This window comes from Streptomyces sp. NPDC058231 (genome assembly GCF_042882275.1).
Classification (GTDB): Bacteria; Actinomycetota; Actinomycetes; order Streptomycetales; family Streptomycetaceae; genus Streptomyces.
The window spans coordinates 16,033-41,659 of the sequence record NZ_JBHVWN010000048.1; the positions used below are offsets into that span (position 1 = coordinate 16,033).

The 25,627-nt window shown below is 71.2% G+C and carries 20 protein-coding genes; 1 reads left to right on the plus strand and 19 read right to left on the minus strand.

Annotated features, from left to right (window positions below; all coding sequences use genetic code 11):
- Window positions 1–9 precede the first annotated feature (9 nt).
- The 5 genes from ACFVXE_RS26925 to ACFVXE_RS26945 form a co-directional block, all read right to left on the minus strand.
- A complete protein-coding gene (locus ACFVXE_RS26925) occupies window positions 10–894 on the minus strand; it encodes an SRPBCC family protein (protein WP_389674879.1) in 885 nt (294 codons plus the stop codon).
- A 120-nt stretch (window positions 895–1,014) separates the two neighbouring features.
- Entirely contained in the window at window positions 1,015–2,616 is a 1,602-nt protein-coding gene (locus ACFVXE_RS26930; protein ID WP_389674880.1) for a polyamine aminopropyltransferase, read from the minus strand.
- 83 nt (window positions 2,617–2,699) lie between these two features.
- Window positions 2,700–3,221, minus strand: coding sequence for a DUF2617 family protein (locus ACFVXE_RS26935; RefSeq protein WP_389674881.1), 522 nt, complete (start codon window positions 3,219–3,221; stop codon window positions 2,700–2,702).
- 306 nt (window positions 3,222–3,527) lie between these two features.
- Window positions 3,528–3,842 carry a hypothetical protein gene (locus ACFVXE_RS26940; RefSeq protein WP_389674882.1) on the minus strand — a complete coding sequence of 105 codons (315 nt, stop codon included), beginning with the start codon at window positions 3,840–3,842 and terminating at the stop codon, window positions 3,528–3,530.
- A gap of 370 nt (window positions 3,843–4,212) precedes the next feature.
- Window positions 4,213–4,428 (minus strand): DUF6243 family protein, encoded by a 216-nt coding sequence (locus tag ACFVXE_RS26945; protein ID WP_389674883.1) that lies wholly within the window; start codon window positions 4,426–4,428, stop codon window positions 4,213–4,215.
- Between the two features lie 288 nt (window positions 4,429–4,716).
- On the opposite strand from ACFVXE_RS26945, the gene ACFVXE_RS26950 reads away from it, so the two are divergent.
- Entirely contained in the window at window positions 4,717–5,907 is a 1,191-nt protein-coding gene (locus ACFVXE_RS26950; protein WP_389674885.1) for a pyridoxal phosphate-dependent aminotransferase, read from the plus strand.
- An 89-nt stretch (window positions 5,908–5,996) separates the two neighbouring features.
- Here the strand turns inward: ACFVXE_RS26950 and ACFVXE_RS26955 are convergent, their stop codons facing one another.
- The 14 genes from ACFVXE_RS26955 to ACFVXE_RS27020 form a co-directional block, all read right to left on the minus strand.
- Window positions 5,997–7,403 carry a DHA2 family efflux MFS transporter permease subunit gene (locus ACFVXE_RS26955; RefSeq protein WP_389674886.1) on the minus strand — a complete coding sequence of 469 codons (1,407 nt, stop codon included), beginning with the start codon at window positions 7,401–7,403 and terminating at the stop codon, window positions 5,997–5,999.
- An 80-nt stretch (window positions 7,404–7,483) separates the two neighbouring features.
- Window positions 7,484–8,224, minus strand: a complete 741-nt coding sequence (fabG, locus tag ACFVXE_RS26960) for a 3-oxoacyl-ACP reductase FabG (RefSeq protein WP_389674888.1) — start codon at window positions 8,222–8,224, stop codon at window positions 7,484–7,486.
- 70 nt (window positions 8,225–8,294) lie between these two features.
- Window positions 8,295–9,332, minus strand: a complete 1,038-nt coding sequence (locus ACFVXE_RS26965) for a beta-ketoacyl synthase N-terminal-like domain-containing protein (RefSeq protein WP_389674889.1) — start codon at window positions 9,330–9,332, stop codon at window positions 8,295–8,297.
- A complete protein-coding gene (locus ACFVXE_RS26970) occupies window positions 9,329–10,558 on the minus strand; it encodes a beta-ketoacyl-[acyl-carrier-protein] synthase family protein (RefSeq protein WP_389674890.1) in 1,230 nt (409 codons plus the stop codon). Before ACFVXE_RS26970 ends, ACFVXE_RS26965 begins: the two co-directional genes overlap by 4 nt.
- Complete coding sequence (locus tag ACFVXE_RS26975; RefSeq protein WP_389674891.1) at window positions 10,548–10,844, minus strand: acyl carrier protein; 297 nt, start codon at window positions 10,842–10,844, stop codon at window positions 10,548–10,550. The genes ACFVXE_RS26970 and ACFVXE_RS26975 overlap by 11 nt, the downstream gene beginning before the upstream one ends.
- On the minus strand, window positions 10,837–11,712 hold the full coding sequence (locus ACFVXE_RS26980) for an alpha/beta hydrolase (protein ID WP_389674892.1): 876 nt from the start codon (window positions 11,710–11,712) through the stop codon (window positions 10,837–10,839). Before ACFVXE_RS26980 ends, ACFVXE_RS26975 begins: the two co-directional genes overlap by 8 nt.
- A gap of 31 nt (window positions 11,713–11,743) precedes the next feature.
- The gene (locus tag ACFVXE_RS26985) at window positions 11,744–13,321 is read right to left on the minus strand and encodes a long-chain-fatty-acid--CoA ligase (RefSeq protein WP_389674893.1); all 1,578 of its coding nucleotides are present in this window, start codon (window positions 13,319–13,321) and stop codon (window positions 11,744–11,746) included.
- Window positions 13,322–13,338: 17 nt separating this feature from the next.
- Complete coding sequence (locus ACFVXE_RS26990; RefSeq protein WP_389674895.1) at window positions 13,339–14,784, minus strand: polyketide synthase; 1,446 nt, start codon at window positions 14,782–14,784, stop codon at window positions 13,339–13,341.
- 3 nt (window positions 14,785–14,787) lie between these two features.
- On the minus strand, window positions 14,788–21,162 hold the full coding sequence (locus ACFVXE_RS26995) for a type I polyketide synthase (RefSeq protein ID WP_389674897.1): 6,375 nt from the start codon (window positions 21,160–21,162) through the stop codon (window positions 14,788–14,790).
- 42 nt (window positions 21,163–21,204) lie between these two features.
- Window positions 21,205–21,615 (minus strand): acyl carrier protein, encoded by a 411-nt coding sequence (locus ACFVXE_RS27000; RefSeq protein ID WP_389674898.1) that lies wholly within the window; start codon window positions 21,613–21,615, stop codon window positions 21,205–21,207.
- A complete protein-coding gene (locus ACFVXE_RS27005; protein ID WP_389674900.1) occupies window positions 21,612–22,166 on the minus strand; it encodes an FcoT family thioesterase in 555 nt (184 codons plus the stop codon). Before ACFVXE_RS27005 ends, ACFVXE_RS27000 begins: the two co-directional genes overlap by 4 nt.
- Window positions 22,167–22,197: 31 nt before the next feature.
- Window positions 22,198–23,394, minus strand: coding sequence for a cytochrome P450 (locus ACFVXE_RS27010; RefSeq protein ID WP_389674902.1), 1,197 nt, complete (start codon window positions 23,392–23,394; stop codon window positions 22,198–22,200).
- A gap of 28 nt (window positions 23,395–23,422) precedes the next feature.
- Window positions 23,423–24,616, minus strand: coding sequence for a cytochrome P450 (locus ACFVXE_RS27015; protein ID WP_389674904.1), 1,194 nt, complete (start codon window positions 24,614–24,616; stop codon window positions 23,423–23,425).
- A gap of 34 nt (window positions 24,617–24,650) precedes the next feature.
- Entirely contained in the window at window positions 24,651–25,532 is an 882-nt protein-coding gene (locus ACFVXE_RS27020) for a TauD/TfdA dioxygenase family protein (RefSeq protein ID WP_389674905.1), read from the minus strand.
- Between the last annotated feature and the right edge of the window lie 95 nt (window positions 25,533–25,627).

Consider the following 25,627-nt stretch of genomic DNA (forward strand, 5'->3'; position numbering starts at 1 on the left):
CTGGCGCCGCTACCTCCGCCGCCTCAGCGCCCGGCCCACGACGACCGCGGAGGCGATCGCGAGAGCGGCAGCCGGGGCCACCCACCGCAGGGTGAGGCCCGCGGGAGTCGAGTCGGGCGACGGCACCGGGGCGTACCGCCCGCGTGGCGGCGCGTGGTCGACCTCCTCCGCGCTGCGGCCGATCATGGTGCGGCGCGCGTGTGCGGCCTCGGCGGGCGGCTCGTCGGGAACGACGAATTCCATGTCCGCCACGGGGTCGAGCGAGGGCGGGGGCACCGGGGCGTCGAAGACCCGGCCGGTGCCGGGCGGCGCCTCGGCGGAGGGCGCCTCGTCGGCGGTGGCGTCATGGGTGGGGGTGGGTTCGGGAACATCGGCTGTGGGCAGGCCGGACAGCTGACCGGTGGACCCCGCGGACCCGCCGTCCGGCGCTCCGCCCGACGTGCCGTCCTCTTCGTGCGATGCCAGCGACTCCGTCACCAGCTGCTGCGTGAAGCGGTCCAGCAGCCGGTGGGCCGCCGCGAGCAGCGGTTCGGCTTCCAGCTCCACGATGCGGCCGTCGCCGCCCGCCGTTCCGGTGAACCCGATCGTGGTGCCGCCGTCCGTCTCCGTCAGCCGGATCGTCAGGGCGAACTTCGCCGAACCGGTGCCCCGCGCCTCCACGCCCTCACCGGTGACGGAGATCCCGGTGCCGTCCGGCAGCGCTGCCGGAGTCAGCGTGCCGCGGTACGTGATCGTGTGGCCGCCGATCCGGATTTTGAGCCGGCCGGCCAATGGGCCCGTGGACGCCTCGGCGTCCTGCTGCAGGCCCGGCACGCAGCGGGCCATGCGGGCGGCGTCACCCAGCGTCCGCAGCAGGGACGGGACCGGAACCGGAACGAACACCTCATGCTCCATGGAAACCGAGCCTACTCAGGCCCGGCCACCACGTCAGCGCTTCCGCCCGCGGAGGCGGGAAGATCCGTCCGGGACCGTCACACCGCAGACCGCCCCGGAGGGCGGTGGCTCCGCGTGCCCTCACGGCTCCTCCCAGTACCGCGGATGCACCAGCGTGGACGGCTGCAGTCCCCGCAGCCGTCCGCGCTCGGCGTCCCGGGCGGCGCGCGCCAGTCTCCCTGCCGTCAGGAACCGGAGTCGCGGTGCCCGCGGCGGCAGGCGCAGGGCCGGGACCCTGCCTCCGGGCCGGCCCAGGACGAAGCCCCAGCAGTGCGGGTTCCCCGCCCGGTCCCGGTCCCGCTCCGGGCCCGCCACGACGTCGTCGGGGCGGCCGCTGACGCGGTACGGGCGGGTGCTCAGCCCGGCCGCTCCCATCGACGCCTCGACCGTCCAGAACGTCCGCGGCCGGGCGCCGGGCGGGCCCGCGTGCACCGCCAGCCGGCCGCCCGGCGCGAGAGCCTCCGTGATCAGGCCGTAGAACTCCGCGGAGTAGAGCTTCGTGCTCGCCGTGATTCCGGGATCGGGAAGATCGGAGATCACCACGTCGTATCCGCGGTGCCCCTCCCGCAGCCAGTTGAACGGGTCCGCGGCGACGGCCGCCAGCCGCGGGTCGCGGTAGGCGTGCGCGTTCAGTGCGGAGAGCGCGGAGTCGGTACGGGCCAGTCGGGTGACGCCACGGTCGGCCTCGACCAGCGTGACGGACCGTACGTCCGGGTAGCGCAGCACCTCCCGGGCGGCCAGACCGTCGCCTCCGCCCAGGATCAGCACCCGTGCGTGCGGCCCGTTCATCGCCGGATGGACCAGTGCCTCGTGGTACCGGTACTCGTCACGGGCGCTGACCCACAGCCGCCCGTCCAGGTAGAGGCCGAGCGAACTGCGGCCCGCCCCGGTGAGGACGACCTCCTGCTCGTCGGTCCGGACGGCGACCCGCACCCGGTCCCCGTACACCGCGCGCCGCGCCGCCCGCTCGAAGTCGTCGGCCAGCACGGCGGCGGTGGCCAGCAGCGCGATCACGGTCACGTTGGCGAGGATCAGCAGCCAACGGGAGCGCCGGGTCAGATCCCGCCGGAACACCCAGAGCACGAGCGCGCCGCCCGCGGCCGCGTTGACCGTCCCGGTGAGCAGGGCCCCGGTGAGCTGGCCGAGGACCGGGAGCAGCAGGAACGGAAAGGCCAGCCCGCCGACGAGCGCCCCCACGTAGTCCGCGGCGAACAGGTCCGCGACGGTTCCGCCCGCGTCCTGTCGGTCGACGCGCTGGATCAATGTCATCAGCAGCGGGATCTCGGCACCGATCAGGATGCCGATCGCGAGCGAGAATCCGACCAGGGCGAACCGCGACTCCCCCATCCAGGCGAACGCGGCGTAGAGCACGAGCGCCGATGAGCCGCCGACCAGTGCGAGCCCCGCCTCGACCAGCCCGAAGCCGACCGCGGGGCGGCCGCGTAAGCGTTTCGCGAGCAGTGAGCCGATGCCCATCGCGAAGACCATCACGGACAGCACGACGGACGCCTGGGTGACGGAGTCACCGATCAGGTAGGAGGCGAGCGCCACCAGTTCGAGCTCGTACACCAGCCCGCATGCGGCGCAGACGAAGACCGCGGCCAGCACGAGGTACCGACCGGTCCGCGGCCGGACGGGAAGCCGCGCCGCGCCGCCTCGCAGCGACACCTGCTGGTCGATCATGGTGCGAACGCTACGTCACGAACCCCTCGCCGCTTGTCACCCACAAGGGTGTAAGTGCCGTGCACGTAGGCGAGTTGGGGGTTTCAGCGAGCGGCCGCCGGCATCCGCACGCCCACCCGGCTGCGGGTCACCACCAGTTGGCCCTCCTGCGGGTACGCATGCCAGGTCCGCCATCTCACCTGCCCCTCGGTCCGCTGCGCGAGCATGGCGGTGAAGGCGTGCGGGCTGCCGGGGAAGGTTCCGGCGAGTCCGTGCGGGTGGTCGGTCACCAGCGCGAGCAGTTCCTGCGCGCGCACCGCGAAGGAGTCGGCGGAGAGCGTCTCGACGCGTGCCGCGAACTCGTACTCCCAGTCCCCGACCCGTTCGGCCACGCCGAGCGGCAGCGGTGTGGCGCTGCCGGACATGCAGGCGACGGTTTCGGAACAGGTGCCGCCGTCCTCTTCGAGGAGCACCTGATGAGAGGCGCCGAGCAGGCGCATCTGAAGCCGGGCATCGCCGAGCCGGAGGTCGAGCACGGCCAGGGCGGGGAGCGGTTCACGCCCCAGCGCCCAGGCCAGGTCGGCAGCACGGGTGTCGGAATAGGCCGTCTGGAGGGTCGTGAGCATGGGTCGGCTCCGCAAAACACGCATGGACACATGGACAGGGGGCGTCCCCGCGACAAGGTCTGTGGGAGGTGGGGATCGCCCGATCAGGTCCAACTGGGGTCCGAGGGCTGGATGTTCTCTTCCATGAGGGAATCACGAACTACGCCGTATCCACAGCGTTTTTGCCCAACTTGGCGGGGTTTCCATCCCCTCGGGGGCCCCACGGTTCAACTGTTCACCGCAAACTCACTGTGTGGCTCAACAAAAAGGTGCCCGGCGGGAGTTCACTCGCCGGGCACCTTCACCGCGCGGACCAGCTGCCCCGTGTCAGCTGCCTCCGCCGCATCCGCCCCCGCCGCCGCACGACGAACCGCCGCCGCAGGAGGAACCTCCACCGCACGAGTGGCCACCGCCGCACGAGTGCCCCCCGGAGTGACCGCCCGAGTGGCCACCGCCCCCGCAGGACGAGCCGCCGCCGTCGCCCGCCCACCAGCTGCCGCCTCCGGCGGCCGCACCGCTGCCCGCGCCGCGCCGCCCGCGGCGCACCCGCCCGGCCTTCCGGTTGCCCGACGCCGCCAGCAGCAGCGCGACGACCAACCCGGCGACCACGATTCCGATCAGCGCACCAGGAAAGATCTCCACGGCTTCACGTCCTTCCGTCCCCCGAAGCGAGGTCCCCCGCTCGACACCGCTTCTCGCGTGAGAGGGGGATGCCCTCGCCTCCGTGGGGTCAAAGCAGACTTGAGGAACTCCAGAGGGTTCTATCGGGGAAAGGGCCCCTGCCCTGCACGTAAGTGCAGGGCAGGGGTCACCCGGGGCTCACTGGGCCGTCTGTAGGCCGTGATCTTCCCGGGCTGCCGAATCTGCGGCTGCCCCGGGTGGTCGGCTGAGACGCGGGTGGTCGGCCGAGAGCTGAGCGGGACCGGCCGCGCCCGATACGGCAGCAGGACCCGGACCGCGCGTCACGGTCCGGGTCCTGCCCCGTGCGGTGCCGCCCTGCGGCGGCGCTGCGTCAGCTCTGTGCGGTGTCGTCGCCCGCCTGCCCGGTGCCCCCAGCTGCGCGTGCCTTCTCGCGCATCTTGCGCACCAGCTCCGCCTTCTGGTCGGCTGCACCCTGGCGGTCGAGGTTACGGTGCGGACCGTTGTTCTGCCGTTCGGCGCGGGACAGCTTCTTGCGCTGGCCGCCGCCCTGGCCCACGGGGTTGTTGATGTTCTTGCTGTCGGTCACGGGTTCTCCCGGTGGTGATGTGAGGTGATCTACGGATTCATCGGTGGGGGTGCGGCGACATCGAAGGACGTCAGCGGGGGCCCGTCACGCTCTCACTCGTAAATCGGCGTCTGGAAGAACATGACAAAGACGTTACCCGCTTCCGGCGGCCCCGCACACCAACCTGTTCGCCGCCCCGGCGTCGGCCGCCCTCGCCCTGCTCGGCGACGGTCCGGTGGGTACCGCCGCAGGTGCCGATCCGCGAAGGTAAGTTGAGGAACTCCAGAGCTTCGGCCCAGGATGGCGGCCATGACACAGGGACGACCGCTGCTCAACCGCCGCCTCGCCGAGTTCGGCACGACGATCTTCGCCGAGATGTCGGCGCTGGCCGTACGGACCGGCTCCATCAACCTCGGCCAGGGCTTTCCCGACACCGACGGACCCGAAGAGGTCCGGGAGGCAGCGGTCCGCGCACTGCGTGCCGGGCAGGGCAACCAGTACCCGCCGGGCCCTGGCGTCCCGGAGCTGCGCACCGCGATCGCCGGCCATCAGCAGCGCCGGTACGGCCTCGCGTACGACCCCGACTCGGAGGTCCTCGTCACTGCGGGCGCCACCGAGGCCATCGCCGCCTCCCTGCTGGCCCTCGTGGAGCCCGGCGACGAGGTCGTCGCGCTGGAGCCGTACTACGACTCGTACGCCGCCTGCATCGCCATGGCGGGCGGCACCCGCGTACCGGTCACCCTGCACCCGGAACCGGAGAGCGGTACGTACCGGCTCGACCTCGACGAGCTGCGCGCCGCAGTGACCCCCCGCACCCGGCTGATCCTCCTCAACACCCCGCACAATCCGACCGGCACCGTCCTCTCCCGCGAGGAGCTGGCGGCGATCGCCGCTCTGGCCTGCGAACGCGACCTGCTGGTCGTCACCGACGAGGTGTACGAACACCTGGTCTTCGAGGGCACGCACCTGCCGATCGCCGGCTTCCCCGGGATGCGTGAGCGGACGGTGACCATCGGTTCGGCGGGCAAGACGTTCTCGTTCACCGGCTGGAAGGTCGGCTGGGTGACGGCCGCCCCGAAGCTGGTGGCGGCGGTCCGCTCGGCGAAGCAGTTCCTGACGTACGTCTCCGCCGGTCCGTTCCAGTACGCGGTCGCCGAGGCGCTGGCCCTGCCCGACAGCTACTTCGAGGGGCTGCGCACGGACCTGCGCGCCAAACGGGATCTGCTGAGCACGGGACTTGCCGAGGCGGGTTTCGAGGTCTACCGGCCGGCCGGAACGTACTTCGTCACCACCGACATCCGCCCGCTCGGCGGCGGGACCGACGGCTTCGCGTTCTGCCGGGCGCTTCCCGAGCAGTGCGGTGTCGTCGCCATCCCCAACGCGGTGTTCTACGACGATCAGGAGGAGGGCCGCAGCAAGGTCCGGTTCGCCTTCTGCAAACGCGAGAGCGTTCTGCGGGAAGCCGTGTCGCGCCTCAAGGAACTCAAAGCGGCGTACTGACCACGGTGTTCGCGCCCGTGCGGGCGCGAGCACCGTGCGCATGGGCCCCGCCGGCCGGCCGTGCGGGCGGTCGGTGCGGGCCTGCCGGACTATCCGGAGGTGGCGGCCGCGCCGGCCGCCGAGGGCTCCTCGGCCCTGATGACGAGGCCGAGTCCGGCCAGCCCGGCCAGCACCGCCGAGACCGAGCAGAAGAGCAGCACCCGGGCGAAGTCGTCCACGGTGGTGCCCCCGGTCAGCATGGTGGACAGGGTCGCGATCCCCAGCGCACCGCCGACCTGACGTGACGTCTGGCTCAGGCCCGTCGCGGCGGCGAACCGCAGCGGCGAGACCGACAGCGCCGCCGCGGTGGAGACGGCGGTGGTGATCGCGCCCATCCCCGCGCCCGCCAGAATGCCGCTGGGCAGCCAGTAGGAGAAGAACATCGGCTCGTCGGGCAGCGTGAACGCCAGGAAGAAGCCCGTGCCCGCGAGGATCAGCGCGCCCGCCGCCACGACCACCCGCGGGCCGTACTTCGCCTGCACCTTGCCTGCGTAGAGAGCGACCACGGCCGCGCTGACGGCTCCCGGTGTCACCGCCAGCCCCGCGCCGAGCTCCGACCACCGCCAGACCGTGGTGATGTACAGGACCCCGACCAGCAGCCACGCGAAGAGGCAGGCGCCGAAGAACAGCGCGGTCAGATTGGCCAGCGCGAACGTCCGGTTCCGCCACAGCGAGGTCTCCAGCGCCGGTGCGGGATGCCGCGCCGAGCGCCGGACGGCCCCGTACACGGCGGCCACGCCGAGGAACAGGCAGCCGACCGTCGACGTGCTGGACCACCCCCATGCGCTTCCCTTGGAGATGGCCAGGCTCAGCAGGCCGACCCCGGCGCCCAGCAGCACCGTTCCCACCAGGTCGGGGATCCGGCCGTCCCCGCGCTCCTCACGGCGCGGCACGATGCGCCCGCAGGCCAGCAGGATCAGGCCGAACGGCACGTTGATCAGGAAGAGCGACCGCCAGCCCAGCTGGTCGACCATCACACCTCCGAGGGCGGGGCCCACCGCCGCGGCGAGTGCGGAAGCGGCGCTCCACTGTCCGATGGCCGCGCGGCGGCGTTCCGGAGGGGTGTCCATCAGGACGATCGCCAGCGAGGCGGGGATCATCGCGGCGGCGCCTATGCCCTGGAGCGCGCGGGCCGCCAGCAGCGCCGGGACGTTCGGGGCGACCGAACAGACCAGGGACATCAGGGTGAACACCCCGATGCCGCCGATGAACAGGGACCGCCGGCCGATCAGGTCGGCCAACCGGCCGGCCGGGGCGAGGAAGGCGGCGAAGACCGTGGCGTAGGCGGTGATGACCCAGGACAGGTCGGCCAGTTCCGCGCCCTCGAAGTCGCGGTGCAGGTCCGGGATGGCGAGGTTGACGATGGTGACGTCCAGTACGGCCAGGAAGGTCGCGCTGGACGCGAGGAGCAGGAGGGGGACGTACCCCTGCTTGGCGCCGGCAGGATGAGCGTTCATTTCAAGGGGTCTCCGCTATAGGGGACGGGTGTTCACGGGGGCGGCCGGCGGGGTGCCCGGTGCGAGCCGGACGAGGGGCCCTAGAGGACCAGTCCGCCGTCGATGCCGAGGACTTGGCCGGTGATGTAGGAGGCGCGCTCCGAGAGCAGGAACTCGACGAGCTCGGCCACCTCGTCCGCGGTCCCCATGCGCCCCAGCGGGATCCGCGGCTGTGTCTGCTTCCACACCCGGTCCGGCAGCGTCCCGGTCATGTCGGTGGTGATGTATCCGGGTGCCACGGCGTTCACCCGGACCCCGTAGCGCCCGACCTCCCTGGCCGTGGCCATGGTGAAACCGGCTATCGCGGCCTTCGCCGCCGAGTAGTTGGTCTGCCCCGGCTGCCCGTACCGCCCCGCGATCGAGGACAGGGTGACGATGGCGCCGCGGCGGCGCTTCATCATGCCGAAGACCGCCGCCCGGCAGGCGTTGAAGGTCCCGTCGACATTGGTGCGCTGCACTGCGGACCAGTCGTCGTCGGACATCATGGCCAGTGACCGGTCGCGGGTGATGCCCGCCGAGGTGACCGCCGCGTCGATCGGACCGAGTTCGTCCTCGATCCGGCGCACGAACGCGCCGACCGCCGCCGCGTCGGCCACGTCCACCTGGGCGGCGAGCACCCGGGCGTCGAACTCCCGGGCCGCCACCGCGGTCTTCTCCGCCTCGTCCTCGCGGGAGTGGTAGCAGAAGGCGATGTCGTAACCGCTCCGGGCGAGCCGCACCACTGCGGCCCGGCCGATTCCGCGGGACCCGCCGGTCACCAGGGCGATGGGCCGTTGCGTCATGTCGTCCTCTCCAGGAGCGGGGCGAGCGGATGCGCTCGCAGGGGGGTGGGCTGGGGCCGGCGGAGCCGGCTCAGCGGAGCCGCAGCAGGGCGCATCCGACCCGGCCTTCCGCATCGGACGTGGTGACCACGCCGACCCGGCCCGGCCCGGCGTCCGCTCCCATCAGTTCGACCATCTGGAACGCGGCCGAGACCGCCCTGGCGTCCCCGACGGCGTCGACGGTCGCGGTGAGCAGCGGCACGGTGCCGAGGACGTCCTCGACGGCCCGCTGCTCGGCGGCGCCGCGCGCGCCGGTGGACTCCGAAGGAGCAACCGCGAAGACGTCGCCGGCCGTCACCTCCGCCCGGGTCATCGCGCGCCGCAGGCAGGCGGCGAGCGCGGACCGGATGCTGTCGGTGTCCGCCCAGACGCCGAACTCGACGGCGAGCACCTCGGCCAGCGGAGTCCGCTCCGGCGGCACCTCGCCGGGCGACTCCAGCAGGAACATCACGCAGCCTTCGCTCGCCGGCCGCTCCGGCGGACCGTCGAGGCGGGCCGCCTCGACGGCGAGGCGTTCCGGCGAGATCTCCTCCACGGCACCCCACACCGTCGCCCGCGCGTGGCCGTTGTGCTGCAGCCGGCGGGCGTAGTTGAGGGTGAGCAGCCCGGTGGCGTGGCTGCCGCAGATCGTCGTGTTCGGCCCCTTGATGCCGTGCCTGATGGCGCACTGGCCGGCCGCGAAGTTCATCAGGGTGCGCGGGACATGGGACGGGTCGACGTCGTAGGGCTTGGACCGGGTCCAGGAGTCCCGCAGGAAGGCGCTCACACTGCTGAAACCGTCGCTCGTGCCCAGTACCAGGGCGACTTCCTCCGGTGCGTATCCGCCGAAGCGGGACTCGGGCGTGCCGATCTCCTCCAGCAGCCGCGCGGTCGTCGCCACGGCGAGTCCCGCGACACGGTCCATCGACCGCGTGCCGGTCCGCCCGAGGATCTCGCGGACCTCGAAGTCCCGCACGGCCGGTCCCGCCGTGCCCCCGCCCGTGGGTGAACGGAGCTCCTGCATATGGGAGTCGGCGCCGTGTCCCAGCGGGGAGTACGTCTGCCATGCGGTGATGACCGGGGCGCTCATGAGGCGGCCTTCCCGTAGTGGCCGAGGATCAGCACGGCGTCGTTGCCCGCGAAGGCGAGCGAGTTGTTCTGCACGACGCGCAGTTCGGCCGGCCTCGCCGTGTTGGGCACGCAGTCGATGTCGATCTCCGGATCGGTCTCCACGTGGTTGATCGTCGGCGGCATGAACCCCTGTTCCAGGGCGAGCGCGCAGCCGGCGGCGGCCAGCGCGCTGGCCGCTCCCATGGCGTGGCCGAGCATGGACTTCAGCGAGCTGACCGGTGGCGGATCGCCCGCGAAGACCTGCCTGACGGCGGCGGCCTCGGTCACGTCGTTGGCCCGGGTGCCTGTGCCGTGCGCGGAGACGTAGTCCACGGCGGCGGCGTCGATGCCCGCGTTGGCGTGCGCCTGGGTCATGCAGCGTGCGACGCTCTGCTGGTCGGGTGCCACCGGGTGGTGCGCGTCGCAGGCCAGGCCGTATCCGAGGACCTCGGCGTAGATGTGGGCGCCGCGCGCCAGGGCGGAGTCGAGTTCCTCCAGCACCAGTACGGCGCCGCCCTCCCCCGTCAGGATGCCCTTGCGGTCCCGGTCGAAGGGCTGGCAGGTCTCCGGCGCGATGGTGCCCAGCCGGTAGAACGTCACGAACGTCATCCGCAGCAGCGCGTCCACGCCGCCGCTCAGCGCCACGTCCACCTCGCCCGATGCGACGGCGTCGAACCCGTAGCCGATGGCGTAGTTTCCCGCCGCGCAGGCCGTGGGGATGGTCACCGCCTCCACCTCGGTCAGCTCCAGCTCCCTGGCTATGTCGATGGAGAGCCTGCTGGAGGACGACTTCGCCGCCGCGTCCCGGTCGACGTCCGGGCTGCCGGTGGCCGCCTGGCGCTCGACGATCCGGTCCACCTCGCCGGACTCCCCGTAGGTGGTGCCCACCGCTATCAGGGCGCGCTTGTCGCGTAACCGCTCGACCGGGAGGCCGGCGTCGGCAAGCGCCAGCACCGTGCTGGCGATCGACAGCTGGGTGGCCCTGCCGAGCTCTGCCGGCTTCAGCCGCGAGATCCACTTCTCGGGGGTGAAGCCGACGATCTCGCACGCGTTGGTGTGGGCGAAGCCCGTGGTGTCGAACGCGCTGATCGGCCGGACGCCGGAGCGCCCCTGCCGGAGCCCCTCGGCGAACTCGGTGACACCGGTCCCGATGCTGCTGACTATGCCGAGGCCGGTGACGACGACCCGCCTTCTGTCACGAGACATCGGGCGCCTCGCCCTTCCTGGCCGCCAGCACCACGCCGTACGTGCTCCGGACGTCCTTCATGTCCGCGAGCAGACGCTGGTCGATGGTGATGTCCAGCCGGCGCTCCAGCGTGGAGAGGATCTCGATGCCCTGCAGGGAGTCCGCTCCGAGCTCGTCCCAGAAGTGGGTGGTCCAGCCGATCTCGTCGACGTCGACCTCGACGATGTCGGCGATGATCCCGCGGATCCGGTCCCGCAGTTCCACGTCGACGTCCTGCAGTTCCATGTCGGTGTCGTGCTCAGCCACGGCTCTCCTGCTTTCTGCTGTCTGTACGGACCTGTGCGCTGATGAATTCGAGCGTCGCGGAGATGACACCGGGATCCGCGACGATCCGCCGGTGCCCGAGCCCCTGGGTCTCGATGTACCGCGCCCGGCTGTAGGCGGCGGAGAGTTTCCGCCCTTGCTCCACGGGGACTTCCTTGTCGTTCTCGTCGTGGACGACGAGCAGCGGGAGGGTGAACTCGGCGGCCCGGTGACCGGCGGAGAACCGCTCCCAGATCTCGGTCTCGGGGTGGAAGTACTCCTCGCTGAGCCGGCGCAGCACGCCCTCGATGCTCGGATCCAGGCCGAGCCGGTTGCAGAAGATCTTGGGCAGGTGGCCGAAGTCGCAGACGGACGCGATGGTCACCAGCCGGTCGGTCCGCACGCCGCCGCGCACGGCCTGATAGGCGCAGAGACCGCCGAACGAATGGGCCACGATCGTGTCGAAGGGGCCGTGTTCGGCCTCGACGGCCCGGACGGCGTCCTGCACGTCGAGGATGGTCGCCCGGTCCCCCTCGGACTCGCCGTGGCCGAAGAAGTCGAAGGCCACGGCGGACATTCCGAGCTTCTCCAGGCCCGGGACGAACCCGGTCATGTTCGACGCGCGGCCCTCGAAGCCGTGCATGAGCAGCACCCGTCGCTCGCCGTCGCCCCAGCGGTAGACAGCCAGCTTCCGGCCGTCGACATCGAGGGTGCCGGCCGTGGCCCGGTCGTGCAGCGGCTGTTCGGCCGGGCGGACCGGCAGCCGGGGGCCGGTGTTCAGCAGCATCGGAAACGCCAGCGCGCCCGCCTTCTCCGGCGACTCGCGGGCGACGTCGTTCAGATGCCGCCGGATCTCCTCGAGTGAAGTCATGTCGTGCCTTTCCCGTGCGGTGTGGGGGTGGTCAGTTGACCTGGCGCGTCTCGCCCTGCCAGAAGGTCTCGCGCAGCTCACGCCGCAGGATCTTCCCGCTGGCGTTCCGCGGCAGTCGGTCGAGGTACGAGTAACTGGTGGGAATCTTGAAGTCGGCCAGTCGGCCCCGCTGGAACAGCATCAGTTCCCGGCCACTGGCCGTCGCCCCGCTCGCGAGCACGACGAAGGCGTGCACGGCCTCACCCCAGCGCCGGTCCGGAATACCGACGACGGCGGCCTCGACCACCGCCTCGTGACGGGAGAGCACGTTCTCGATCTCCGCGGGGTAGACGTTCTCGCCGGCGACGATGATGGTGTCCTTGATCCGGTCACAGATGAAGAGGAAGCCCTCCTCGTCGAGATAGCCCGCGTCCCCGGTACGCAGCCAGCCGTCGACGAGCGTCTGCTCCGTCGTCGCGGGGAGCCGCCAGTACTCGACCATGTGCGCCGGGGTGCGGATCCACACCTCGCCGATCCCACCGGCAGGCAGCGGCTTCCCCCCGTCGTCCCTGATCTCCAGCACGAAGCCCGGATAGGGCCGGCCCGCGGCGGCGAGCCGTGGTCCGCCCACGACGTGCTCGGCGGGCGGGAGGCAGACCGCGGTGTTGCCCGACTCGGTGAGGCCGTAGATCTGCGCGAACTCGCAGCCGATCCGCTCCAGGCACTCCTCCAGCAGCGCCTCGCCGATCGGCGATCCGCCGTAGACGACCTTGCGCAGACTGGCGAACACCTCTTGGGTGGCGGCCCGTTCGGACAGCATCAGCCGGAGCATCGCCGGAACCACGCAGGCCACGGTCACCCGGTGGTCACGGACGTGCGCGAGGGCGTCCGAGCCGGTGAACATCCGCAGACTGACGTTGGTGACACCGGCGTTGAGGCCCTGCAGCGCCCACCAGAGCCCACCGATGTGGAACCCCGGCACGCCGATCAGGCTGACGTCCGTGTCCCTGAAGTCGATCCAGTCCAGGCCGGCGCCGGCGAGGGCGTCACGGACCTGGAAGAACGTGCGGTGTGCGAGCACGACGCCCTTGGGCAGGCCCGTCGTACCGCTGGTGTACATCTGGACCAGCGGGGCCTCGGTGTCGGCCGAGGGTACGGGGTCGCCTGGCGGTGTCTGTTCCAGCCACGCGGCGAACGCGGGCCCGCCGTCGGGTTCCCCCGCGGCGACCGGCACCGTCACGGGCGCCGACGCCAGCCCGGCCACGGCGCTCCCGACCACCTCGGCGTGGTCGGGTTCGACGAAGATGAACCGCGCCTGCGAGTCGCTCAGGATGTGTTCCACCTCGGGGACGACCAGGCGCCAGTTGACCGGCACGAGCACGGCGCCCGCCTGGGCGCAGGCGTACAGCAGGATGTAGAAGTACTCCGATTCCTGCCCGAGGTAGAGCACCCGCGTGCCGGGCCCGGCGCCGTCGGCGACCAGGGCCCTGGCCACCCGGGCACTGCGTCCCAGCAACTGCGCGTAGGTCACGGCGCGTTCCTCGCAGCGCACCGCGTCACGGTCGGGACGGTGCTCGGCGTGCCGGGCCAGCACGGCGTCTATGGTGGCCAGTTCTCTGATGTCCGTCACGGTGAGGGCTCCTGTGGTCATGACCAGCGATGCGTGTCGGGCCAGTGGTGGTCGCCCACGGCAGCCGCCGGGCGTTCGGGACGCGGAGCGGCCTCCGGGGCGGCCGCCTCCACGACCGCATGGCCGTACGTCCCGGTGAAGCCGTGCGCGCTCACTCCGGCGAGCCGTCGCCTCCCGTCCGGCCAGGGAGTGATCTCACGGGGGATTTCGAGGCCCAGCCGCTGCCAGGGGACGTCCGGGTCGAGCTGTCCGAGACCGGGCTGCGGCGGTATCTCGCCGTGCCGCACGCTGAGCACCGCCTTCATCAGGCCGGCCATCCCCGAAGTGGTCTCGAGGTAGCCCAGGTTGGCCTTGGCGGAGCCGACGACCAGCGGCGGCGTGCCCGCGGTGGTCCGCGCGAAGACGTCGGCGAGCACCTCCGCCTCTATGACGCCCGCCAGCCGGACCCCGTTGGCCTGCGCCTCGACGTACCCGACCTCGTCCGGGGTGCACCCGGCGGCCTTCAGCGCCTGCCGGACGACAACGGCCTGGCCGGCGGCCGACACCCGGGAGATCGAGTCGCGGGCCCCGTGCTGGTACACGGCGGTCCCCTTGACGACGGCGTAGGGCCGTGCGGCGTCGGGCTGCCTGCGGAGCACGAGGACACCGCAGCCCTCACTGCGCACATAGCCGTCGGCGGCCGCGTCGAAGGGCCGCGAACGGCCGCTCGCCGACAGCAGTCCGGCCCGCTCCTGCACCCCGAACGCCCCGGGCGCCAGCAGCAGGTTGCAGGCGCCCACCAGCGCCACATCGCACTCCCCCGACCGCAGCGAGGCGCAGGCGAGATGCAGGGCGGTCAGCGCGGAGGAGCAGGCGGTGTCGACGGTCAGGGCCGGTCCGCAGAGCCCGAGACAGGTCGCGATCCGGCCGGCGGCCCCGCTGAGCGCACCTCCGGTTCCCATGTGCGCGGACAGCTCGTCCCGGCCCGTGCGGTTGCGCAGGGCGGCGTACTGGTACTCCACCGAGCTCAGCGCCGCGAACACCCCGGTGCGCAGCCCGTCCGTCCCGTCGACACCGGCGTCCGCCAGCGCCTCGGCGGCGCAGGTGACCAGCAGGCGCTGCTGCGGGTCCGCGAAACCGGCCTCCTCGTCGCCGAGGCCGAACCGTTTCGCGTCGAACAGGTCGATGTCGTCGACATAGGCTCCGCGGCCCAACAGAGCGGCGTACGGGGCGAGATCGGGTGCGTCGGTGTTCCAGCGCGGCCGGCCCCGGCTGTCGGCCGGTATCCGGGGCGGGCCGTCCGTCACGACCCGGGCCTCGCGCAGCGCGGTCCACAGGGACCGTGGGCTGTCGATCCCCCCGGGCAGGCGGAGCGCCATGCCGTCCACGGCGATGCCCTGGGTGGCCGCCAGTCGCTGCCGGGCGAGCAGCACGACCAGCTGTTTGTGGGACAGCTGCTCGATCGAGTCGATGTAGTCCTTCACCGGTCACATGCTCCGCAGGGATTCGAGTTCGGCGTCGATGTCCTCGGCCGGCAGCGACGTGACCTCGGCGACGTCGTCGCCGTGCGCCTGCGGCAGCTGCGCGGCTCCGGCCAGCTGTTCGTCGACGAAGAAGGCGAGCTGCATGACCGTCGGGTAGTCGAAGACGAGCGAGGTCGGCAGCGAGGCGCGGAACATCACCTCCAGGGCGTTCTTCAGCTCGACGGCGGCCAGCGAGTCCACGCCGAGGTCCATGAACCGGGCGTGCGGGGAGATGTCGTCGATGCCGTCGAAGTGCAGCAGTGACGCGATCCGTTCCCGTACCGCCTCGTTGATCGTCTCGCGCCGCTGCGTCCGCGGGAGCGCGTTCAGCTCGTCGAGGTCGATCGTGCGCACGGACACGGCCGTTCCCCGGGCGACCCGCTGGTACAGGGCGTTGCCGCTCAGCCGCTGGGAGACGAATCGGTCCCAGTCGACCTCGCCGGCCGTCAGATGGCCCAGCGGCTGCCCGAGCGCCGTCCACAACGCCCTGGCGCCGACCCGGGGCCTGAGGAACCGGAAGCCCTGGCTCTCGATCCCGGTGGCCGACCGGGCGGACAGGTTGGCCGCCATGCCCACCTCGGCCCAGGGGCCCCAGCCGATGGAGAGCCCGGGCGTGCCGGCCGCGGCCCGCCGTGTCATCAGGCCGTCGATGTAGGCGTTCCCGGCCGCGTAGTTGGCCTGGCCGACCGGGCCGAGCACCGCGGCGAGGGACGAGTATCCGACGAAGAACTCCAGCCCGTCCTGGGCCTCGGCGGCCTGGTGCAGCAGCCATGTGCCGTAGACCTTGGAACGGAAGACGGTGTCCAGCTGTTCCCAGGACATGGCGGACACCGGTCCGTCCGCGAGGACGCCCGCGGCATGGACGATGCCGCCCAGCGGATGCCCGCCGGCGCCGATCTCGGCCATGATCCGCTCGACGTCCTCCTGGTCCGCGATGTCGCCCTGGTGGAAGTGGAGCAGGACGTCCTCGCCGATCCGTTCCCGCAGGGCGGCGGCGTCCTCGCCGCTCACCGGCCGGCGGCTCACCATGCTGATGTGGCGGGCGCCCTGGGCCACCAGTTTCTGCGCGGTCACCACTCCCAGGGCACCGGTGCCGCCGGTGATCAGATAGCTCTTGCCGGGGTCCGGGGCCGGCTCGGGGCGCGAACCGAGCACGGCCGGTTCGCGCATGTCGATGACGAGCTTGCCGATGTTCCCGCCCCGGCTGAGCACGCCGAAGGCCTCCTCGACCTCGTCGAGGGTGTAGGAAGTGGTCGTGATCGGTGCGAGCGAACCGTCCGCGAGCAGGCCCGCGACCGTCTCCAGGATCCGCTTGTTGATCTGCTGGAGCTCATCGGCGTCGAACTCACTGAGATCGAAGTTGTGGTACGCGACATCGGGCCGGGCCTCGCGCATCCGCTCCGCGGACCAGATGCCGAGTTTGCCGAGTTCCACGAAGCGCCCGCCCTCGGCGAGGACGCTCAGACCCGCAGGTATGTAGTCGCTGTTCAGGCTGTTGAGGACGATGTCCACGCCCGCTCCGCCGGTGGTGCGGCGGATCTCGTCGGCGAAGTCCAGCGAACGCGAGTTCATCACGTGCGTGATGCCCTGGGCGTGCAGGAAGGCGTGCTTGCCGGGGCTCGCCGTGGCGTAGATCTCCGCTCCCGCGAGCCTGGCCAGCGCCACCGCGGCCTGGCCCACACCGCCGGCGGCGGCGTGGATGAGGACGCGGTCGCCCGCCTTCATGCCGGCGAGCTCGTGCAGCGAGTAGTAGGCGGTGGTGTACGCCGTGGGCAGGGCCGCCGCTTCGGCGAAGCCGAGGGCCGGCGGCTTGCGCACCACCGCCGCGGACGGCACCACGACGCGCTTGCGCAGGCAGCCCAGATGGCTCACCACCACGTCGTCGCCCACCGCGAAGGCGGCGTCAGGTCCTGCTCCGACGACCGTGCCCGCCGCCTCGAATCCGAGGGGCAGCGGGTGGTACTCGACGCCCATGGTGTCGGCGTGCTGCTTCAGCATGCCGAGTGCGTTGAGGACGTCCTTGAAGTTGAGTCCCGCGGCGCGGACGGACACCTCCACCTCGTCGCCCCGCGGCGCCTCGTCGGGCACCGGTGTCCGCTTGATGCCGGAGAACTCCCCGGGATTCGCACTGGCGAGCTCGAAGTTCCCGTCCTGGCCGTCCGCGTGGCCGGTGGGGAAGACCCGCAGGACATGCCGCTTCCCGCGGCGGTAGGCGATCTGGAACTCCTCGCCCTCCGCGGTCAGGCACTCCTCGAACATCGAGGAGCAGTCGGTGCCGCCGTCGCCCGGCAGGTCGACCATGGTCACCCGGTACGCCGGGTACTCGTTGCCCAGCGACCGGCCGAAGCCCCACAGTGTCGCCGCGGCAGGGGTCCGTCCCGGCTGCGGCCCGTCGCCCGGGAGCAGTTGTGCCCCCTCGGTCACCAACCAGAGCCGCTGCCCCTGTCCGAAGCCGCCGGCGGTCAGTGCCGCGATCAGGGCGAGCAGGTCGGTGTAGTTGCGCTCGCATTCGTCGCGCAGTCCCGCGGCGGTGTCCCGGTCGGGTCCGGCGGTCCAGAACCACCACACGTCGGTCGGGCTTCCCTGCGTCAGCAGACCGGCCGCCTCATGGGCGTCCGCCGCGTACCGCAGGCGCGCACCGGCCTCCTCGAACCGGCCGGCCGTCCCGGCGAACTGTCCTGCGGAGCGGTTGACGACCAGGATGTCGCGTTCCTGTCCGTCGGTCCTGCGGACCGTCGACCGCTTGACCCACCGGGTCTCGTGGAACAGCCGACGGCGGTTCCCGTCGCCCACCGCGACCACCTGGCGGAACCGCAGCCCCCGCACGACGGCCACCGGCCGGCCGTCGTCGAGCAGCATCATGTCCGCCGTACGCTCCCGGTTCCCGGCGTCAGCGCCGGTGAGCCGCAGCAGGCTGCGCAGCGTCCCGCTCTTGGGCTTGCGCAGGAACTGCACGACACCGAAGCCGACGGGCAGATAGGTCTCGCCGTCGCCGAGCACGCCGGCGACCGACTGGATCACGTTGTCCAGGACGAACGGGGGGAGATACTCCCCCAGCGCGGTGTCATGGCCCTTCAGGTGGGCCACGGCGACGCCCTCGCCCTCCTTCCGCAGCGATGTGATCCGCTGGAACTCCGGGCCGTAGGCGAGACCCAGGTCCTCGAAGTCTCCGTAGAGGTCGTCGGCGGACACGGCTTCGCCGGGCGTCTCGGCGACCGCCGCCGCCGCGGTCAGGGCGTCCGCGGTGTCCTGTGTGCCGGGCTCCCCGGCGGCCGCGCCGATGCGGGCCGTGGCGTGCAGCCGCTCCCTCGCGTCCGTGTCCCCGGCGACGCGGCTGGAGATCTCCACGGCGGCGCCACCGTCGTCCGCGGTACGCAACCGGGTGAGGAGCTCGACCCCGTACTCGTCGGAGACGATCAGGGGCTCCTGGATGTCGATGTCCGTCAGCGGCCGACCGGTCTCGCCGAACACCGAGTCCTGCAGGGCCAGCAGCAGGTCCACGTAGCAGGCGGCCGGAACGACGATCTGCCCGAGCACCACGTGGTCACGCAGATATCCGGGGCTGTCCGGGGAGATCACGGACAGGAAGACCCGGGCGCCGTCGCCCTGCTCCGGGCGGTCGCGGAGCTCGGCGCCGAGCAGCGGATGGGTCGCGCCCCCGCCGCTGCCGGACGTCAGGCCGCGACGGCTCGGCAGCCAGTGACGGCGGCGGTCGTAGGCGTAGGTCGGCAGGGTGAGCCGGTCGGCCTCCCGGCCGCGGTGGTACGCGGCCCACGAGACGTCCAGGCCCGCGCGGTAGAGCTCGGCCACCGACCGCTTGAGCGTGTCCGCGGCCGCGTCGTCACGGTGCGCGCTCGCCAGCCAGGTGTGCCCGGGTCCGGCCACGCACTTCCGGCCCAGCCCGAGGAGTGTCGTGGACGGCCCCACCTCCAGGAAGACGTGCTCCCCGTGGTCGGCGATGGTCCGCATACCGGCCGCGAACTCCACCGGTGCGCCGATGTGCCGGACCCAGTACTCCGGCGTCGAGATCTCCTCGAAGGCGGCGACCCCTCCGGTCACGTTCGACACCAGGGTGAGGTCCGGCTCGTGGAACCGCACATCCGCGACGGCGGCCGCGAACTCGTCGAAGACCTCGGCCATGAGCGGCGAGTGGAAGGCGTGGGAGACCTTGAGCGGCTGCGTCCGGACGGAGCGTGCACCGAGCTTGGCGACGATCTCCGCCAGTGAGTCGGCGCCACCGGACACGACACAGGACTGCGGGGTGTTCACCGCGGCGAACGACACGTCCCGGTACCCCTGGATGAAGGGCGCCACGGTGTCCATCGCGGCCTCCACGGACACCATGCCGCCCGGCGCGGACACCGACTGCATCAGCCGGGACCGCGCGGCGACCAGGCGTACCGCGTCCTCCAGGGAGAAGAGTCCGGCGACCGCGGCGGCGACGACCTCACCGATGCTGTGCCCGATCAGCATGGCGGGCTCGACACCGAAGCTCATCCACAGCCGCGCCGTCGCGTACTCCACCGCGAACAGCGCGGGCTGGGTGTACCGCGTCTGCCCGAGCTCGCCGGCGGGGTCGTCACCGAACACGAGGTCGCGGACGGAACGGCCCAGATGCGGTTCGAAGAGCCGGTCGCACTCGTCCATGTGCTCCCGGAAGACCTGATGGTTCTCGTAGAGCGACCGGCCCATGCCCGGGTACTGCGCGCCCTGTCCGGTGAAGAGCATCGCCACCCGCGGCTGCTCACCGACGGCGGTGCCGGACTGCTCGCGCAGCAGCGCCGCGAGTTCGTCGCGGCCGCCCACCACGCCGCCGAGCCGGTGGCTGAAGTGGGCGCGGCCGACGGCGGCGGTGTACGCGATGTCCCGCAGGGCCGCCCCGGGTTCGGCATCGAGGAAGGCCAGGTACTTCTCCGCCTGCCGGCGCAGCGCCCGCTCGCTCCTGGCCGACAGCACGAACACCTCGTTCCCCCCGGCAACCGGGGCGGCTACGTCCGGCGCCGCCTGCGCGGGTGCCTGTTCGAGTACCGCCGAGGCGATCGTCCCGGCGAAACCGAAGGAGTTCACCAGCGCCCGGCGCACCGGTGCCTTCCACGGCTGCCCCTCGGTCGGCACGGTCACCGGCGACCGGTCCCACGGGATGTGCTGGGAGGGCCGTTCCATGTTCAGGTGCGGGTAGATCCACCCGTGGTGCAGCTGGAGCGCGGTCTTGATCACGCCGCCGATACCGGCGGCGGCCTCCATGTGCCCGACGTTCGTCTTGAGCGAGCCGACGACCACCGGCTCGGCGACCGTGTGCGACTCGGCGAAGACGGACGAGACCGACTGCATCTCGATGGGGTCGCCGAGGGAGGTACCGGTGCCGTGCGCCTCGACGTACTGGATGTCGGAGGGCTGCAGCGAGGCGTTGCGGAGCGCCGCTCGCATGACGCCCTGCTGCCCCGTGCTGTTCGGCACGGTCAGGCCGCCGCTCTCGCCGTCCTGGCGGACGGCCGTCCCGCGGATCAGCGCCAGGATCCGGTCTCCGTCGCGCTTGGCGTCGGAGAAGCGCTTGAGCACCACGACGCCGCAGCCCTCGCTGCGCGCGTAACCGTCCGCACTGTCGTCGAAGGTCTTGCAGCGGCCGTCCGGTGAGAGCATTCCGGCCTGGGAGAAAACGATGTGGTTGAGCGGGTGGTGAATCGCGTTGACCCCGCCGCAGAGCGCGATGGAGCAGTCCCGCTTCCTGAGCCCGGTGACGGCGAGGTCCAGCGCCACGATGGACGAGGAGCAGGCGGTGTCGATGGCCATGCTGGGACCGCGCCAGCCCAGCAGGTAGGAGAGCCGTCCCGGCACCGCGCTGTGCGCCGTACCGGTACCGGTGTGGGCGTCGAGATCCTCCCGGGCGAGCTCGCCGACCTCCAGGAGGTAGTCGAAGCAGGAGATGCCGAAGTACACACCGCCCTCGCTGCCGCGGAGCGTGCCCGGATCGATGCCGGCGTTCTCCAGCGCGTCCCAGGAAGTCTCCAGCGCCAGCCGGTGCTGGGGATCGACGTAGGCCGCCTCCTTCGGCGAGATGTTGAAGAAGGCGGCGTCGAACCGGTCGATGCCGTCGAGGAAACCGCCGCCGGCCGCGGAGATCCTGCCCTTCTCGGCCGGCCCCTCCCGGTACAGGGACTCGACGTCCCACCGGTCATCGGGGACCGGGCCGGTCCCCGACCTGCCGGAGCGCAGGAACTCCTCGAACTCCGCCGGTGTCGTGGCTCCTCCGGGGAACCTCAGGCCCACACCGACGATGGCGATCGGCTCGTACTTCTCCAGCATCAGCTCGCGGAGCAAGGTGTCACGACTGTCGGGCATGCGTGGTCTCCTACGACGGCATTCTGGCGCGGCGGGTGCGGCTCAGGACTCGTACAGATCGGCGATCAGGTCGCTGACCTGCCGTTGGAGTTCAGCGGACGGGCCCGGTGCGTCCTCCGGCTCGCGTCTGCGGGGGACAACGGCATCGGGCAGCACGACCGAGACGAGGTGGTCGGCCACCTGCCGGACGGTCGAGAGCCCGAAGAGCACCGAGGTGTCCAGCTCGCACCCCAGCTGCTCCTCGATGCGCTGCCTCAGCTCGACGGCGCGCAGGGACGTCACCCCGAGGTCGAAGTAGTTCTCGTCGAGCGGGAGTTCGTCCGCGTCCGTCATGAGCAGCGCCTGCTTGAACTCGCGGCTCACGAAGGCTTCGAGAGCCGCGCGCCGTTGCGCCCGCGGGGTCCGCGCCAGCTGCTCCCGAACGGCGGCCCCCGTCTGCCTCTCCGCCGTCATGCCGGATCCGTGATGGCGATCCGCGCCTCACCCCGGCTGTCCCCGCCGGTCCCGTCCCAGAACCGGCACGTCGTATGGAGTACGACCAGCGGGTTCCAGCGCTCCGACTTCTCCAGCCGGGCGGTGTCGGTGAGGGTCACGCTCCCGGAGAACCGCTTGCCGCGCATCTCGCGCTTGAACCGGCTCCGGAAACTCGTGATCAGGATGTTCGGCAGCTGCAGCCGCCAGAAGTCCTCCAGGGACCATTCCCGGAGGACCGGAATCAGGCCTTCCCGGACCGACTTGGCGATCAGGTAGTACGCCATCTGGTTGTAGCAGATGTTGAACTCGACGGCGTTGAAGTGACCGGTGTCGTCGATGTAGCAGGACTCGCCGATCTCGAACTCCGCGGAGACGGTGACCTCGTGCGGTTCCGGACCGGTCGACAGGGCTGCCGACTTCATGTACTTGCAGTGCTCCCGGTAGGGGCGGAGCACGAGGGGCAGCAGTTCGCCGTCGGTGTCGTAGGTGAGGATGCCGGACGGGTCGAGGCCGGCTGTCTGTGCGCTCACTGCGGGTGCCTTTGCTCGCCGGTCCAGGTCATCACACCGTCACCACGACCTTGCGCGGCGACCGGATGAGATAGTTCGGCCGCCACTGCACCTCCTCCTCGGTGTCGGCCAGGGCCATGCCGGGGAAGCGCTTCAGCAGCAGCTCGACCAGGATCTGCATCTCGATGCGGGCGAGTTCCTTGCCGGGGCAGTGGTGCGCGCCGCGGCCGAACGCCCAGTGCTGCTTGTCCTCGCGGTCGAAGTCCAGTACGTCGGGCTCCGCGAAGCGGCGCGGGTCGCGGTTGGCGGACGAGATGCTGAGGATCACCGTCTCGCCCTTCGCGACGGGGGTGCCGGCGATCGTCATGTCCTCCAGGGCGAACCGGCGGAACGCGTTGTGCGCGGAGCCGTCCCAGCGCAGCAGCTCCTCGACGGCCTCCGGGATCAGCTCCGGCTCCTGCCTGAGCCGCTCCGCCAGATCGGGGCGGTCCAGCAGGGCCAGCAGGCTGCTGCCGATGGAACCGACCGTCGTGTCGTAGCCGCCGATGACGAGGAAGAACGCCATGCCGACGATCTCCTGCTCGGACAGGTGACGGCCCTCTTCGTCCACCGAGTGGATCCAGTGCGACATCAGGTCGTCGCCCGGCTCGGCACGCTTGAGCTCGACCAGCCGGTAGACGAACTCGATCAGCGCCTTGCCGGCCGCCTGCCCGTCGGCGAGGACACCGCCGAGCAGCGCGTCGCTCCAGTCCCGGAACGGTCCGCTCATGTCGCTGGGTATGCCGAGCAGTTCGACGGTGACGGTGATCGGCAGCGGCGCGGCGATCATCTGCATCAGGTCGCCGCCGCCGTTCTTCTCGACCTCGTCGAGCAGGCGGTTGGTCTCGGCCACGATCCACGGCCGCAGGGCGTCGATGCGCTTGGGGGTGAACGCGAAGTTCATGAACCGGCGCAGCCGGGTGTGGATCTCCCCGTCCTCCATGTGGAGGTTGCCCGCCCGGACGAACTCGGGCAGCACCTCGTTCTTGTAGTCCTTGGCGTGCCGGTGGTTGCGCACCAGCCGGCGGTCCTTCAGCAGCTCCGAGACGTCCTCGTAGCGGGTGACCAGCCATGCCTCGTTGCCCTCGGGCATGCAGATCCGGTGGATCGGCGCCTCCTCGCGCAGCCGGGTGTAGACCGGGTACGGGTCGGCGTAGAACTCGGCGTCGAACGGGACATCACGGTCGTGGAAGGGGCACTTCGTCGTCATGTTCCAACCTCGGGGCAGGGCGCCACGGTCACACCGTGACGGGAAGGGAACGCGGGGCTCGGAAGGTGTAGTTCGGGCGCCAGGTGACCGAATCGGCCGGGACGGCGAGAGCCAGGTCCGGGAAGCGCTGCAGCAGCTTCGCGATCATCACCTGCAGCTCGATCCGGGCCAGTTCCTTGCCGGGGCAGTGGTGCGTCCCCCTGCCGAAGGTGAGGTGCTGGGCGCTGTCCTCGCGGTCGAACCTCATCTCGTCCGGCTCCGGGAACCGCCGCGGGTCGCGGTTGGCCGATCCGATGGAGAGCATCACGGTGTCGCCCTTGCCGATGCGTGTGCCCGCCAGTTCCAGCTCCTCGACGGCGAACCGGCGGATGGAGTTCTGCGCGGATCCGTCCCAGCGCAGGAACTCCTCGACCGCGGCGGGGATCAGCTCCGGGTGGGCCCGGAGCTCCTCGGCCTTCTCCGGACGGGTGAGCAGTCCGAGTACCGCCGTGCCGAACGAGCCGAAGGTGGTGATGTAGCCGCCGAGCAGGAGGAAGAACGCCATGCCGACGATCTCCTGCTCGGACAGGCCCTTGCCCTCCTCGTCCTTCCCGTGGACCCAGTGCGAGAGCAGATCGTCGCCGGGCTCCTCACGCTTCCGGGCGATCAGCTGGTACGTGTACTGGATCAGTGCCGCGCCGCCCTTCTGGGCGTCCTCGGGCACGCCGCACATGATCTGGTCGCTCCACAGGTGGAAGTCGCCGCCCATGTCGCGCGGGATGCCGAGGATGTCCACGATGATGGCGATGGGCAGCGGCTCCGCGAAGTCGGCCATCAGGTCCCCGCCGCCGGCCGTGGCGAGCTTCTCCAGCAGTGCGTCGGCGACCTCGTCCATGCGCGGCCGCAGCGCGGCGATGCGCTTGGGGGTGAAGGCGAAGTTCATGAACCGGCGCAGCCGGGTGTGGATCTCGCCGTCCTCCATGTGGAGGTTGCCGTCACGTACCGCCTCGGGCAGCAGCTCGCTGCGGTAGTCGCTGTTGGCGTGCTTGCGGCTGCGCACCAGGCGCTTGTCGTTGAGGCAGGCGTGCACGTCCTCGTACCGGGTCACCAGCCATACGGGGACTCCTTCCGGCAGCCAGACGCGGTGGACCGGGGACTCCTCCCGCAGTTCGCTGTACCGGGCGTACGGGTCGTCGAAGTACGCGGCATCGAAGGGCGTGCCGTCGAAGGGACACTTGGCCATGGGTGGTCCTGTCCTGTCGAGGTTGCGGGTGGCGTCAGACGGCTGCGTCGAAGGGGTACTCGTCGTAGACGGTCACGCGGTACGAGACGGCCGGCTTCGGCGTCGTCGTGTGCAGGGCGCGGTGCACCAGGCTGCGGTTGTCCCAGATCAGCAGGTCGCCGGCGTCGAAGCGCTGCAGATGGATCTGCGGGTGCTCGAAGGTCCGGTCGTACTGACCGGTGGCTTCGAGCAGGTTCTGGAGCAGGTCGGCGCCGAGGTCGTTGCCCGCCTCGTCGGTGAGCCCGACGGTGAACCCCTCACTGATGTAGAGAATCGATTCTCCGGTGTGCGGGTGGCGGGTCACCGCGTTGTGGACGACGGCCGGGGTCTTCGTCTCGATCTCGGCCAGCAGCTCGCCCACCGGACGGTAGACGTCCTCCGGGCGGATCTTGAAGAAGCGGCGGGGGCTGTGCACGGCCCGGGCCTGCGCGGCGGCGTCCTTGAGTTCCTGCGGGAGGGCCTCGTACGCCCTGCCCAGATCGATGAAGAAGGTGCCGCGGTCCCCGGTGGGCACCACCTGCGGATGGATCAGGGTGAAGCCGAACGGCTTCTCCATGAACTGGTAGTCCGCGTGCCAGAACTTGCCCGTCTTGGGCACGCCGACCTGCTTGCCGTCCTCCGGCACGTTGGAGGAGACGAAGACGAGATCGTTCTCCGGGTGGTGGTACATGGGCTCGTAGTAGGGGGCCGGCTCGCCGAAGAGCTTGCCCAGCTCCACGAACGCCCCGGTGGAGAGCTCCTGCTTCCTCAGGATGACTATCTTGTCCGTGTAGACGAGTTCCTTGATCCGCGCGACATCGGCGGCGGTGGCCGAGGCGATGTCGAACCCCTCGACCACAGAGCCCATCCTGGCATCCGTCTGCTTGCTGATGATCACAGTTCTTCCCCCGGTTGAATGGCTGGCTCGCGTGGTTGCGGATGACGCGGGCACCCCGTATCCAGGCCCCGTGCGACACTAACCACGCCCGCTTA